Source organism: Ruegeria sp. BH6 (assembly GCF_056538105.1).
On the sequence record NZ_JBQFSR010000013.1, the window covers coordinates 21,555 to 36,044 of the forward strand.

The window sequence follows — 14,490 nt, forward strand, 5'->3', positions numbered from 1 at the left end:
TGCACGGCGCTATCATACCCATCGTGCGTCGCTGCGCGCGCGGCGTCTGAACAATCGGCCTCCGGGGGGCGGGAATTGATCCCATCTTTCCCCCAAATCCAAGGAGACACCGTCATGAGTACCATTCAACAACGCATCGTCCGTTATGGCGAGCTGCAACCCTGTAAAACCGCCTTTATCGACGCTCACACTCCGGGCAGCGATCAGAAAGAGAACTTTACCATCATCGGTGGCGGCGTGTCGGAATCGCCCGATCAGCACGTCCACATCACCGACAAGATCGGCTTTAACATCGGTGCAGCGGGTCAGCCGCCGAAATGCCGAAACTCGCTGCACAGCCACACCACGGCCGAGGTGTTCTTTGTCGCGAAAGGCCGCTGGCGGTTCTTCTGGGGACGCTATGGCACGGCCGGAGAATTCACTGCCGAAGAGGGGGATATCTTTAACATCCCCACAGGTATCTTCCGCGGGTTCGAGAATGTCGGTCAGGACTACGGCATGATTATGTCGATCCTCGGTGGCGATGATGCCGGTGGCGGTGTCACATGGGCCCCGCAGGTGATCGAGGACGCACAGGCGCATGGTCTGATGTTGGGCGACAACGGTGTGCTTTATGACAGCAAAAAGGGTCAGGAACTGCCCCACAATGTCCGGCCGATGCCCTTGTTGAACGAAGCAGAGTTGCAAGCCTATCCCGAGGTGCCGGTCGACGCGGTGATCGGCAAATACGTCGCCCGCTATTGGGACCTGATGGCGCTGGGCGCTGATAAACCTGCGCTGGTGATTGGTGAGACCGGTCTTATCAAGGACAAGCCGGGGTTCGAGGTTGATTTCCTGACCCGTGGTTCGGCTTTGAATGATCCGGTCAAAGCTGAAAAGCCGGTGGTTCTGATGCCGGCCAGTGGTCACTGGCGTATCACCGTAGACGGATATGAGGTCACATTGTCAAACGGCGATACCGCGCTGGTGATGCCTGGCGAAACCTACACCGTCGCGCCGTCCATGACCGGGCAGGCAGGCCTGTACCGCATCACGGCGACCGATGACCCCGCCGGAGCCACATGGGTCGGATGACCGTCGATCCGAACGATACCCACGCCGTTTATGAACGGCAGGCCAAAGCCTATGACGAGCAACGCTCGCGGGCTTTGTTCGAAGCGCGCTGGCTGGCGCGCTTCACCGCCAGTCTGAAGCCCGGCGATCACGTCCTTGATCTGGGCTGCGGCACCGGTGAGCCCATTGCCCGATGGTTCAAGGCCGAAGGGTTCACCGTCACAGGTGTCGATTTTTCCGAGGCCATGCTTGAGATCGCCCATAGCCGTTGGCCTGATGGAGACTGGCGGCAGGCCGACATGCGTAATTTCGAACTGGACCAGAGCTTTGATGGTATTGTCGCCTGGAACAGCTTTTTCCATCTGACCGCGGACGAGCAGAAAGACTGCATCGCCCGGATGGCCCGCCATCTGCGCAAGGGCGGAATGTTGATGCTGACCGTTGGCCCCAGCGCAGGTGAGGAACAGGGAACTGTTGGCGGCGAACCCGTGTATCACGCCTCTCTCTCACCCGCCGGTTACGCCACCTGTCTTGAAGAAAACGGGATGATCATGACCGGATTTCTAGCCAAGGATCCGGAGACCCAAAGCCACACAGTACTGATGGCACGCAAGAATTAACGGAGGTTCCATGACCGTAAAGACAACACATGTCGGATCCTTGCCACGAACTCAGGATGTGGTGGATTTCATCTTCGCGCGCGAGCGGGAGGAACCCTTTGACCCCGCTGCCTTTGACGCCTGCATGACTAACGCCGTGGCCGAGACCGTGCGCAAGCAGGTCGAGGCCGGTGTGGATATTGTCAGCGATGGCGAGACCTCAAAGATTTCTTATGCCACCTATGTCAAAGACCGCTACACTGGGTTTTCGGGCGACAGCCCGCGCAATGCGCCCGCTGACCTGAAGATGTTCCCCGGTTTTCTTCAACGGCTGGCTGATGATGGCGGTACGCCCCAATACGCGCGGCCTCAATGTACCGGCGAGGTGCGGTCGAAAGGGCAGGGTGAGCTTGAGAAGGACATCGCCAACCTCAAGGCTGCGATGGCGCAGCACGGGGCCGGGCAGGGCTTTATGAATGCCGCCTCGCCAGGGGTCATCTCGCTGTTTCTGCAGAACGATTTCTACCCCACGCGTGAGGCTTATCTGGCCGCGCTGGCCGATGCGATGAAGGAGGAATACGAAACCATCGTGGCCGCCGGGTTGGATTTGCAGTTGGATTGCCCTGATCTGGCCCTGTCGCGGCACATGCTGTTCACCGACCTGACCGATGAAGAGTTCGTCAAAATCGCCGACATGCATGTCGAGGCCCTGAACCACGCGCTGCAGAATGTTCCGCAGGACCGGGTGCGGGTGCATATCTGCTGGGGCAATTACGAAGGGCCACATTGTTGTGACATCGCCATGGATAAGGTGTTCAGCACTCTGATGGCGACCAAATCCCGCTACGTGCTGTTTGAAACCTCGAACCCGCGCCACGCCCATGAATGGACCGTGTTCCGCGACCGTAATTCCGAGATTCCGGACGACAAGGTTCTGGTTCCCGGTGTGGTCGACACCACCACCAATTTCGTCGAACACCCTGAATTGGTGGCGCAGCGGATCACGCGGTTTACCAATATCGTCGGTGCCGATCGGGTGATCGCGGGCAGCGATTGTGGGTTTGGCACCTTTGCAGGCTTTGGCGCGGTGGATCCCGATATTGCCTATGCCAAGCTGACGGCATTGTCCGAGGGTGCAAAACTGGCCTCGGCATGACACCGCTGGTTCTTTTGCCGGGTATGATGTGCAATGCGCGGTTGTTTCAGCCGCAGATCGCGGCAATGTCCGGGTCGCGCCCCCTGATGACTTTCCCGTTGGCAATGCAAGACAGCGTGCAGGCAATGGCGGCTGATATCCTATCGAACGCGCCGCCGGTTTTTGCATTGGCGGGGCTGTCGATGGGCGGCATCGTTGCGATGGAGGTGGTGCGGCAAGCCCCCGGCCGTGTTGAACGGCTGGCGCTGTTGGACACCAATCCGCTGGCCGAAAAGCCCGAGGTCAAAGCCCGGCGTGGCCCGCAGATGAAGGCCGTTCAGGCGGGTCAGCTGCGGCAGGTGATGCGCGACGAGATGAAGCCCAATTATCTGGCTGACGGCCCGCATCAGGGGGCAATTCTGGACCTGTGCATGGCGATGGCCGTTGATCTGGGACCGGACGTATTCCTTCGCCAATCCCGCGCTTTGATGGATCGCCCGGACCAGACCGAAACACTGGCCGTCTACACGGGTCCCTCACTGGTGATGTGCGGGCGCGAGGATGGCCTGTGCCCGGTCGAGCGGCACCAGTTGATGCACGACCTTCTGCCCAATAGCACGTTACAAATCATCGAAGAGGCCGGGCACCTGCCCACTCTGGAACAACCCAATGACACAACAGCGGCCCTGATCCGCTGGCTGGAGGCTCCATGACACCTTCCCTTCTGACCCTGTTGCGCAAGGTTGACACCCCCACCGTCTGCAACGCCATCGAGGTGGCGCAGGGCAAGCGCGGATTTGACGGCTTCTCGCGCGGCACCATGCTGTGTTCGGCCCCGTCGGAACCTGCGATCGTGGGCTATGCCCGTACGGCAAAGATCGCCGCTGTGCAGCCTCCGTCCGAGGCGCTTGAGGTCATCAGGGAACGCCGGATGGCCTATTACAAATACATGGCCGAAGGTCCCGCACCCTCGGTTGCGGTGATCGAGGATGTCGATTTCCCCAACTGTATCGGTGCCTATTGGGGTGAGATCAACACCACCGTACACAAGGGGTTCGGCATGTCCGGCGCGCTAACCAACGGTGTCATGCGCGACCTTGGCGATCTGCCCCAGGGGTTCCCGGTGGTTGCCGGATCGGTCGGGCCAAGCCATGGTTTTGTCCACGTGCGCGCGGTCGATACGCCGGTCTCGATCTTTGGTCTTTCGGTCAATCCCGGTGATCTGATCCATGCCGATCAGCACGGAGCGCTGGTGATACCAGAGGATGTTGTCGACCAGTTAGAGGACGCAATTCAGAAATTACTGTCCACCGAGCGCATCGTCCTCGACGCTGCCACACAGCCGGGGTTTGATTTCAATGCGTTTCAATCCGCTTGGGAAAAGTTCGAAAAATCCCGGGTCTGACAGGGTAAGACTGACCGGTTCAAACGGACGGGTCTGAACCATCCGGGGTGGTACGCCATCACCGGCGTCGCGATGGCAGGTCAGCCCGCTTTTCTTCCAGAACGGTTCGAAAAAGTACCTTAAGTTCAGATTTCTTCACCAGGGGCAGCCTGCGCCGATAATCCGAAGACAGGTCATCTACTGACACGTCCATCCGGTGCGCTTTCACTAACTTGAAGCGACTGAGAAACGAATTTTTCTTCATTGTTGCGGTCCTTCAAATTCAAAGCCTAAAATTTGCCGCTGCGGACCCGACCCGAACCCTATGGTCGAGAGCTCGAGGATCATTAATCCGTGAGTGATGATCCGCAGCGACAGGGCGCATTTAGGCAAGTCGTTTGCCACCGTAAGGGGGAAGAATCCGGGTTTTTGCGTCATTTATTAACCGACCAGTCAAAAAATGATTGGAAAGCTTACCTTTACGTAAAGATGCTCACTCACCCGGCCCGTTTTCGTGACGTAGCGTCACGAAAGATGCGGGTCACGCTAAGGCCTGTACGGGAACATTTAGCCAGTCTGTCTCCGCAGGAATCTGGCATAGCATAGCCCTAAGGGAGAGACGTCCATTAGATAGAAATTGGGGGAATACGTCACCCGAACACGTATTTGAAACGATCAGAGACAAGCCAAAAATCTGTCGGGGATATGGTGCCCAGGAGAGGACTCGAACCTCCACGTCCATACGGACACTAGCACCTGAAGCTAGCGCGTCTACCAATTCCGCCACCTGGGCAGGTGTCGTGGAGCGGCGTTTAAGCCTACTGACGGGGGGCGTCAACCAGATTCGGGAAGATTTTCACAAGTTTTTTGACCCACCTCCGAAACGCTTGGGAAATTGTCGGGGTTTTCGCGGACGCGCGGCGTTATTGCGCCTTGTTTGCCGGGGCTTTGGGCGGTAGATCGGATCAAGACCAATCAGCAGGAGCCCTCGCATGTCCAAACTGGTCACGATTTATGGCGGATCGGGATTTGTCGGTCGGTATATCGCCCGGCGTATGGCAAATGAAGGATGGCGTGTGCGGGTCGCAGTGCGGCGCCCGAATGAGGCGATGTTCGTCAAACCTTATGGCGTGGTTGGTCAGGTTGAACCCATTTTGTGCAACATCCGCGATGATGCGTCGGTTGCTGCCGTGATGCATGGGGCCGATGCGGTGGTGAACTGCGTGGGTGTGCTGAACGAGCTGGGTAAGAACGAATTTGACGCGGTACAGGCCGAAGGGGCTGAGCGGATCGCGCGCATCGCTGCCGAACAGGGTGTTGCGCGGATGGTGCATATCTCGGCCATCGGCGCGGACGCCACGTCCAAAAGCGAGTATTCCCGCACCAAAGCACAGGGCGAGGCCGGTGTGCTGGCGCATATGCCGAACGCGGTGATCCTGCGCCCGTCGGTTATTTTCGGAACCGAGGACCAGTTCTTTAACCGCTTTGCCGGGATGACCCGGATGGGGCCGTTCCTTCCCTTAGTCGGCGCAGAGACCAAGTTCCAGCCGGTCTATGTGGATGATGTCGCCAAGGCCGCCGTGCAGGGCGTTCTGGGGCAGGCCGAGGGTGGCACTTATGAGCTGGGCGGCCCAGAGGTAAAATCCTTCCGCGCGCTGATGCAGCAGATGCTGGGGGTGATTCATCGCCGCCGGGTGATTGTTGGTGTGCCGTTCTGGGCCGCCCGGATCATGGCGGGTGTGCTGGATATAGCCAAATTTGTCAGTTTTCAGCTGTTTCCCAACCACATTCTGACGCGCGATCAGCTGACGAATCTGCGCCGGGACAATGTGGTGTCGGGCGATGCCAAAGGCTTTGGCGATTTGGGGATCGAACCGGCTACTTTGGAATCCATCTTGCCGGACTACCTGTGGAAGTTCCGTCCCTCGGGTCAGTATGATGAGATTCAGAAATCGGCAGACAACCTGCGTACCTGATCAGCTATAGGCAATCACCAGCAGGATTGCCCCAAGAATCACGCGATATATTACATAAGGCGTAAAGCTGACGCTGCGCAGCAGGCGCATCATCAAGGAAAGCGCCAATAAGGCCGAGATAAAGGCAAAAAAAGCGGCTATGGCACCGTCCTTAGCCAGTTGGGCATCCGCCTCGCGGATCACCTGTGTCGACAGTAATACGCCCGAGGCCAGAATCGTCGGGATCGACATCAGCATCGCGATCCGCGCGCCGTCTTCGCGGCTATACCCCAGGTGCCGCGCACCGGTGATGGTGATACCTGACCGCGAGGTGCCGGGGATCAACGCAAGAACCTGCCACAATCCCATGATGATCGCATCGCGCGGGCCCCAATCGTTGGTTTTCTTGGTTTGGGGCCCCTTTTGGTCCATCCAATACAGCAACAATCCGAAACCCAGCATGGTCCAGCCAATCACCGCCATGGATCGGAGGGACTGGCTGAAACCAGTTGTGAAAAGAATGGCACCGACGATAACCGTGGGAATCGTTGCGATGATCAGGCTCATCGCCAGCCGCGCTTGCGGGGTGTCGATCTGCCCGGTCAGGGCGCTGGGCAGGCCGGCAGCGGCCTGTTTCACATCAGACCAGAAATACAGGATAACCGCGCCCAACGTGCCGACATGCACGGCGACGTCGATGGCCAGCCCCTGATCTTCCATACCGGTTAAGCTGGGCAGCAGGATCAGGTGACCCGAGGAAGAGATCGGCAAGAACTCGGTTATTCCCTGAATAATCGCCGCGAGAATCAACTGAAATAGACTCATTTAACCTGCCGTGCTGCCGCCGCGTATTGTTAGGGGAAATGGGTATAAGTGCGGTGCCGAAAAGGAAAGCACGTAAAAAGGTCCGAAGCGGAACTAAAAATGACGACATTTTCCAATTACTTTTCCTGACGTCGAATATTTTTTTAATTTAGGTCAGCATAATTGACTTTTAATCCGATAAGGTATCTCTTAAACAGGCGCGACCAAGCCAATTCATGGAGTCTGACCCGTGGCCAAGCAACCGATGCTGAAATTTGTGCAGATCGACCGCGTCATGCCTGAAAAGCGTGCCGCCGATGACCGCAAAGAAGACTTTGACGAAATCTATGCTGAATACGCCGCAGCTAAGGCGGAAGAACAGGCTAGTCGCTGCAGCCAATGCGGAGTGCCGTATTGCCAGTCGCATTGCCCGCTGCACAACAACATCCCCGATTGGCTGCGCCTGACCGCCACGGGCCGTCTGGAGGAGGCGTATCAGACGAGCCAGGCCACCAATACCTTCCCGGAAATCTGCGGCCGCATTTGCCCTCAGGATCGTCTTTGTGAAGGTAATTGTGTGATCGAACAATCAGGCCACGGCACGGTTACCATCGGCACGATTGAAAAGTACATCACGGACACCGCCTGGGACAAAGGCTGGGTGACCCCCGTGGCACCTGGTGCCGAGCGCAGCGAAAGCGTCGGTATCATAGGCGGCGGACCCGGTGGATTGGCGGCTGCGGACATGCTGCGCCGGGCTGGCATTCAGGTCACTGTGTATGATCGTCACGACCGTGCCGGTGGCCTGTTGATGTACGGTATTCCAGGCTTCAAGCTGGAAAAGGACATTGTTCAGCGTCGCAACGAATTGCTGGCTGATGGCGGGGTCAAGTTCGAGCTGAACTGCGACGTGGACGCCGCCAAATTCGACGACATTCGCGCCAAGCATGATGCAGTGATCATCGCAACCGGGGTCTATAAATCCCGTGATCTGTCAATGCCAGGCAGTGGCCTGAACGGTATCGAAATTGCCATTGATTTCCTGACCGCTTCGAATCGCAAAAGCTTTGGTGACGCGGTCGAGGATTTCGACAATGGCCGGCTGAATGCCAACGGTAAAAAAGTTGTTGTGATTGGTGGCGGCGATACCGCGATGGACTGCGTACGCACCTCGGTCCGTCAAGGGGCGACCTCGGTCAAATGCCTGTACCGCCGTGACCGGGCAAACATGCCGGGATCGCAGCGTGAAACGCAGAATGCCGAGGAAGAAGGCGTGATCTTTGAATGGCTGAGCGCCCCCAAAGGGTTCACCGGCGATGACAAGGTTTCCGGCGTGATGGTGCAAAAGATGCGTCTGGGTCAGCCAGATGCCACTGGCCGCCAAGCCCCCGAGGTCATCGAAGGTGCGGACTATGTCGAAGAGGCCGATCTGGTCATCAAGGCGCTGGGCTTTGAGCCCGAAGACCTGCCTACGCTGTTTGGTCAGCCCGACCTGCCCGTGACTCGTTGGGGCACCGTTAAGGCCGCGTTCCAAACCGGCGAAACCGAGATGGACGGTGTCTATGCCATTGGTGACATCGTGCGTGGCGCCTCGCTGGTGGTCTGGGCGATCCGTGACGGCCGCGACTGTGCTGATGCGATCATTGACAGGTTCAACAGCAAGGCTGCCGTCGCAGCCGAGTAACACCCAGCCCAGCGACAGGAGGGTCAGGAATGCCTGAACTGCAAGGCCAATGCATGTGCGGTGCGGTCACCGTCACCGCCACCCCAGCGAAGGATGCGCTGGGTGCCTGTCATTGCGACCAGTGCCGCCGCTGGACCAGTTCAATGCTGGTGAGTTTTCAAGCCGAAGAGGGGTATGCCGCGCTGGGGCCGGTCAAGACCTTTACCTCGTCCGACTGGGCCGAGCGCGCCTTTTGCGCCGAATGCGGCTCGGCCCTGTGGTATCGGGTCACCGCGCACGGCGACATGCACGGACACACAGAAATGGCAGCGGGCCTGTTCGAAGATACGGGCCACGGACTGCAACTGGAACTTTTTATAGACAAAAAGCCCAAAGGATATGCGTTCGCAGGTGAGCGCAAGCAAATGACCAAAGCCGAGGTCGAGGCGATGTTTGCCCCCTCGGAAGAAGGAGACAGCCAATGAACAAATATGATGCCGATTGGGTACGGGCCGAAGAAGCCAAACGTGAATGGATGGCAAAAAACGGTCTCTATTCCGAAGAAGAAGAGCATTCTTCCTGTGGCGTGGGTCTTGTTGTGTCCGTTGACGGCAAAGCATCACGCAAGGTTGTCGACGCCGGTATTGATGCGCTGAAAGCGATCTGGCACCGCGGCGCCGTGGATGCTGATGGCAAGACCGGTGATGGTGCGGGCATCCACGTGCAGATCCCGGTTCGTTTTTTCTATGACCAGATCCGCCGCACAGGTCATGAGCCCAATCTGGACCAGTTGATAGCTGTCGGTCAGGTGTTTCTGCCTCGTACCGATTTCGGCGCGCAGGAACAGTGCCGGACCATCGTAGAAACCGAAGTTCTGCGCATGGGCTATTACATCTACGGCTGGCGTCACGTGCCGGTCGATGTGACCTGCTTGGGTGAAAAGGCCAACGCGACCCGACCCGAGATCGAACAGATCCTGATCTCGAACTCGAAAGGTGTAGATGAAGAGACGTTCGAGCGTGAGCTGTACGTCATCCGTCGCCGTATTGAAAAAGCTGCCGCCGCTTCCGGGATTTCGGACCTGTATCTGGCGTCGCTGAGCTGCCGCTCGATCATCTATAAAGGCATGATGCTGGCTGAGCAGGTCGCGGTTTTCTACCCCGACCTGATGGATGAGCGGTTCGAATCCGCCTTTGCGATCTATCACCAGCGTTATTCGACCAACACCTTCCCGCAATGGTGGTTGGCGCAACCGTTCCGGATGCTGGCCCATAATGGTGAAATCAACACCCTGAAGGGCAACGTCAACTGGATGAAAAGTCATGAGATCCGCATGGCCAGTGGCACCTTTGGCGACTATGCCGAAGACATCAAGCCGATCATCGCGGGTGGATCGTCGGATTCGGCCGCATTAGACTCGGTTTTCGAGGTCCTGGTGCGCGCGGGCCGCTCGGCCCCGATGGCGAAAACCATGCTGGTGCCGGAAAGTTGGTCCAAGCAGGCGGTGGAACTGCCGCAGGCCTGGCGTGACATGTATTCCTACTGCAACTCGGTGATGGAGCCGTGGGACGGTCCCGCCGCGCTGGCGATGACCGATGGCCGCTGGGTCTGTGCCGGTCTGGACCGGAACGGGTTGCGCCCGATGCGCTATGTGGTGACGGGCGATGGTCTGGTGATTGCGGGCTCTGAGGCTGGTATGGTGCCCATTGATGAGGCCACTGTGACCGAAAAAGGCGCGCTGGGTCCGGGGCAGATGCTGGCCGTGGATATGAAGAAGGGCAAGCTGTTCCGTGACAAGCAAATCAAGGACAAGCTGGCGCGCGCCCTGCCGTTCGGCGACTGGGTCGGTAAAATCAACGATCTGGACACTACGCTGGGCAGTGTAACCGAACAGCCCTTGTTTAGGGGTGAGGAACTGCGCAAGCGTCAGATCGCGGCTGGATATTCGGTCGAAGAACTTGAGCAGATCCTTGCACCCATGGCCGAGGACGGCAAAGAGGCTTTGGCCTCGATGGGGGATGACACGCCTTCGGCTGTGCTGTCAAAGCAGTACCGTCCGCTGAGTCATTTCTTCCGGCAGAATTTCAGCCAGGTGACCAACCCGCCCATCGACAGCTTGCGCGAATACCGCGTGATGTCGTTGAAGACGCGGTTCGGGAACCTCAAGAACGTGCTGGACGAGGACAGTAGCCAGACCGAGATCATCGTTCTGGAAAGCCCTTTTGTCGGCAACGCTCAGTGGGAAATTCTGGCCGAAAACTTCAACGCGCCGCTGGCTGAGATCGATTGCAGCTTTGAACCCGGTGAGGGCGCGCTGGACCGCGCTTTGATCCGTATCAGAGCCGAAGCGGAAGAGGCCGTGCGTTCTGGTGCAGGGCATCTGGTGCTGACCGATCAGTATTCCGGGCCGGACAAAGTGGCGATGCCGATGATCCTGGCCACAAGCGCGGTACACAGCCATCTGACACGTCAGGGTCTGCGGACCTTCAGCTCGCTCAACGTGCGGTCGGCGGAATGTATCGACCCGCACTATTTTGCCGTGTTGATTGGTTGTGGCGCGACAGTTGTGAACGCCTACCTGGCCGAGGATTCGCTGGCCGACCGCATAGAACGTGGCCTGTTGGATGGCACGCTGACCGAAAATGTGGCCCGCTATCGCGAGGCAATTGATCAGGGTCTTCTCAAGATCATGGCCAAGATGGGTATCTCGGTTGTCTCCTCTTACCGCGGCGGACTGAATTTCGAAGCCGTGGGTCTGAGCCGTGCAATGGTAGCCGAGTATTTCCCAGGCATGATCAGCCGTATCTCGGGCATTGGTATTCACGGCATCCGCGTCAAAGCCGAAGAAATTCACGCCAAGGGCTGGGACAGCGGTCTGGATGTGCTGCCCATCGGTGGTTTCTACAAAGCACGCAAGTCGGGTGAGACTCACGCGTGGGAAGCAACCTCGATGCATATGATGCAGATGGCCTGTAACCGCGCATCTTATGAGCTGTGGAAGCAATATTCGGCCAAGATGCAATCGAACCCGCCGATCCATCTGCGCGACCTGATGGATTTCAAACCCATGGGCAAACCGGTGCCGATCGAAGAGGTGGAATCGATCACCTCGATCCGCAAGCGCTTTGTCACGCCGGGCATGTCGCTGGGCGCACTCAGCCCCGAGGCGCACAAGACGCTGAACGTGGCGATGAACCGGATCGGTGCGAAATCCGACTCGGGCGAGGGTGGTGAAGATCCGGCCCATTTCGTGCCGGAACCCAATGGCGACAATCCGTCAGCCAAGATCAAACAGGTGGCGTCGGGCCGGTTCGGTGTAACCGCCGAGTACCTGAATCAATGTGAAGAGCTGGAGATCAAGGTCGCCCAAGGTGCGAAACCGGGTGAGGGTGGTCAGCTGCCGGGCATGAAGGTCACCGACTTGATCGCGCGTTTACGCCATTCGACCAAGGGCGTGACGCTGATCTCGCCGCCGCCGCACCACGATATCTACTCGATCGAGGATCTGGCGCAGCTGATCTATGATCTGAAACAGATCAACCCGCGCTGCAAGGTGACGGTGAAACTGGTGGCGTCTTCGGGCGTTGGCACGATTGCCGCCGGTGTGGCCAAGGCCAAGGCGGATGTGATCCTGATCTCGGGCCACAACGGTGGTACAGGTGCGTCGCCCGCGACGTCGATCAAATATGCCGGTTTGCCGTGGGAGATGGGCCTGACCGAGGCGCATCAAGTTCTGGCAATGAATAACCTGCGTGATCGCGTCACCCTGCGGACCGATGGTGGTCTGCGGACTGGTCGCGATATCGTCATGGCCGCGATGATGGGGGCCGAGGAATATGGCATCGGCACTGCCGCCCTGATCGCGATGGGCTGTATCATGGTGCGTCAGTGCCAGTCGAACACCTGCCCGGTTGGTGTCTGTACGCAGGACGAGGACCTGCGCGCCAAGTTCACCGGCAATGCAGACAAGGTGGTGAATCTGATCACCTTCTATGCGCAGGAAGTACGCGAGCTTCTGGCCAGCCTCGGCGCGCGTTCGATTGATGAGATCATCGGCCGGGCCGACCTGTTGGCGCAGGTCAGTCGTGGATCGGCGCATCTGGACGATCTCGACCTCAACCCTCTGCTGATCACCGTCGATGGCGCACATGATATCGTCTACAACCGCGACAAGGACCGTAACGCAGTGCCGGATACGCTGGACGCTGAAATCGTGCGGGATGCCGCGCGGTTCCTGAAAGACGGCGAGAAAATGCAGCTGTCCTATGCGGTGCAGAACACGCACCGAACTGTGGGCACCCGCGTCTCAAGCCATATCGTGCAGAACTTTGGCATGCGGAACACGTTCCAGTCCGATCACCTGCACGTCAAACTGCAGGGCTCGGCCGGTCAGTCGCTGGGGGCTTTTGCAGCACCCGGTCTGAAGCTGGAAGTGTCGGGTGACGCCAATGACTATGTCGGCAAGGGTTTGTCGGGTGGTACCATCGTCGTGCGTCCGCCACAGGTCAGCCCGCTGAAGGCGGATGACAACACCATCATCGGCAACACCGTCCTGTACGGCGCCACCGATGGCCACCTGTTTGCCGCTGGTCGCGCGGGCGAGCGATTCGCGGTGCGCAACTCGGGCGCGAAGGTTGTGATCGAGGGCTGCGGTTCGAACGGGTGTGAATACATGACCGGCGGAATCGCGGTGATCCTGGGTGATATTGGTGCCAACTTTGGCGCGGGCATGACCGGCGGTATGGCCTATCTGTACGACCCGGAAGGCAAGGCGCAGGCGCTGATGAACATGGAAACGCTGGTGACCTGCCCGGTGACCGTCGACCATTGGGAAGATCAGCTGAAATCGCTGATCGAAACCCATCAGGCCGAAACCTTCAGCCGTAAGGCCGCCGACATTCTGCAGCATTGGGATGTTGAAAAGGCCAACTTCTTGCAGGTTTGCCCGAAAGAGATGCTGAACAAGCTCAGCCATCCTCTGACCACCGAAGCAACGGCTGTTCCGGCTGAATAACAGGTTGCAACAGACCAGACCCAAACCCGCGCGCCAATTGGCAGCGCGGGTTTTCTTATACCTCTGTTCCGACAACACCCGTTTCAAACGCGCGCCCAACGTCGTATAGCTGTGACATGGCAAAAGCAGCAGTCCGCAAAAAAAGCGGTAAGAAAAAAAAGGCATCCAAAGCCAAAACCCCACTGATGCAACGGCTTCGCCGATGGGTCAGTCGTGGCTTGTTGGCGGCCGTTGTGTTCGTCGTTGCATTGGTCGCTTTGTATTCGGTGGTGAACCCGCCCGTGACCCACACGATCTGGTCTGAATGGCGCCGGTTGGGCAAGGTCGAGCGTGACTGGGTCCCGATAGAAGAGATCTCGCCCGTCATGGCCCGCGCGGTTGTCGCGGCCGAGGATGCGAATTTCTGTCAGCATTGGGGCTTTGACGTCGAGGCCATTCGCGATGCGCTTGAAGATGGCGGATCACGTGGGGCGTCGACAATTACCCAGCAGGTGGTGAAGAACGTGTTCTTGTGGCAGGGCCGCAGCTGGGTACGCAAAGCGCTGGAAACTTCGATCACGCCGGTTGTCGAGATCTTCTGGAGCAAACAGCGTATTCTCGAGGTCTATCTGAACGTCGCTGAAACCGGACAGGGCGTATTTGGGGTCGAAGCGGCGGCCCAAAGCAATTTCAACGTATCCGCTGCCCGGCTGAGTCCGGTTCAGGCGGCCCGGATCGCGGCGATTTTGCCCTCACCCCGCAATCGCTCAGTCACTGATCCGTCAGTGCGGACGCGCAGACGGGCCGCGTCGATCCTGGATGGAGCGGCCACCATCCGCGCAGATGGTCGCGCGGATTGTTTCGAGGATTGAAACTCAACACCCCTCAAGGCTAAAGCTGGGGG

At 58.5% G+C, this 14,490-nt stretch carries 11 protein-coding genes and 1 tRNA gene; 10 read left to right on the top strand and 2 right to left on the bottom strand.

Translation table 11 applies throughout. The annotated features are described in order from the left end of the window. The first annotated feature begins 114 nt into the window (after nt 1-114). Genes ACR0B8_RS19735 through ACR0B8_RS19755 form a run of 5 tightly spaced genes read left to right on the top strand, consistent with a single transcriptional unit; the run spans nt 115 to nt 4,192 of the window. The gene (locus tag ACR0B8_RS19735) at nt 115-1,074 is read left to right on the top strand and encodes a cupin domain-containing protein (protein WP_226688992.1); all 960 of its coding nucleotides are present in this window, start codon (nt 115-117) and stop codon (nt 1,072-1,074) included. Then, nucleotides 1,062-1,673, top strand: coding sequence for a class I SAM-dependent DNA methyltransferase (locus ACR0B8_RS19740; RefSeq protein WP_170550420.1), 612 nt, complete (start codon nt 1,062-1,064; stop codon nt 1,671-1,673). The genes ACR0B8_RS19735 and ACR0B8_RS19740 overlap by 13 nt, the downstream gene beginning before the upstream one ends. 10 nt (nt 1,674-1,683) lie before the next feature. Continuing rightward, entirely contained in the window at nt 1,684-2,808 is a 1,125-nt protein-coding gene (locus ACR0B8_RS19745) for a cobalamin-independent methionine synthase II family protein (RefSeq protein WP_480659401.1), read from the top strand. Then, a complete protein-coding gene (locus ACR0B8_RS19750; protein WP_480659400.1) occupies nt 2,805-3,500 on the top strand; it encodes an alpha/beta fold hydrolase in 696 nt (231 codons plus the stop codon). The genes ACR0B8_RS19745 and ACR0B8_RS19750 overlap by 4 nt, the downstream gene beginning before the upstream one ends. Then, nucleotides 3,497-4,192: an RraA family protein gene (locus tag ACR0B8_RS19755; RefSeq protein WP_170506473.1), complete on the top strand. Its 696-nt coding sequence runs from the start codon at nt 3,497-3,499 to the stop codon at nt 4,190-4,192. The genes ACR0B8_RS19750 and ACR0B8_RS19755 overlap by 4 nt, the downstream gene beginning before the upstream one ends. A 685-nt stretch (nt 4,193-4,877) precedes the next feature. On the opposite strand, the gene ACR0B8_RS19760 is transcribed toward ACR0B8_RS19755, so the two are convergent. Then, nucleotides 4,878-4,964: transfer RNA gene (locus ACR0B8_RS19760), tRNA-Leu, on the bottom strand. A 199-nt stretch (nt 4,965-5,163) separates the two neighbouring features. Between ACR0B8_RS19760 and ACR0B8_RS19765 the strand changes: the two genes are divergently transcribed. Then, entirely contained in the window at nt 5,164-6,147 is a 984-nt protein-coding gene (locus ACR0B8_RS19765; protein ID WP_170361154.1) for a complex I NDUFA9 subunit family protein, read from the top strand. Here the strand turns inward: ACR0B8_RS19765 and ACR0B8_RS19770 are convergent, their stop codons facing one another. After that, nucleotides 6,148-6,951, bottom strand: coding sequence for an undecaprenyl-diphosphate phosphatase (locus ACR0B8_RS19770; RefSeq protein WP_170361157.1), 804 nt, complete (start codon nt 6,949-6,951; stop codon nt 6,148-6,150). A gap of 229 nt (nt 6,952-7,180) precedes the next feature. Here ACR0B8_RS19770 and ACR0B8_RS19775 point away from each other — a divergent pair, with 229 nt between their 5' ends. From ACR0B8_RS19775 to mtgA, 4 genes are all read left to right on the top strand, one after another. Beyond that, nucleotides 7,181-8,614 carry an NAD(P)-dependent oxidoreductase gene (locus tag ACR0B8_RS19775; protein WP_170361159.1) on the top strand — a complete coding sequence of 478 codons (1,434 nt, stop codon included), beginning with the start codon at nt 7,181-7,183 and terminating at the stop codon, nt 8,612-8,614. 29 nt (nt 8,615-8,643) lie between these two features. After that, complete coding sequence (locus ACR0B8_RS19780) at nt 8,644-9,078, top strand: GFA family protein (protein ID WP_170361161.1); 435 nt, start codon at nt 8,644-8,646, stop codon at nt 9,076-9,078. Further along, nucleotides 9,075-13,607 (top strand): glutamate synthase large subunit, encoded by a 4,533-nt coding sequence (gltB, locus tag ACR0B8_RS19785; protein WP_226688988.1) that lies wholly within the window; start codon nt 9,075-9,077, stop codon nt 13,605-13,607. Before ACR0B8_RS19780 ends, gltB begins: the two co-directional genes overlap by 4 nt. A gap of 116 nt (nt 13,608-13,723) precedes the next feature. After that, nucleotides 13,724-14,458, top strand: a complete 735-nt coding sequence (gene mtgA / locus ACR0B8_RS19790; protein WP_170396961.1) for a monofunctional biosynthetic peptidoglycan transglycosylase — start codon at nt 13,724-13,726, stop codon at nt 14,456-14,458. Nucleotides 14,459-14,490 lie beyond the last annotated feature (32 nt).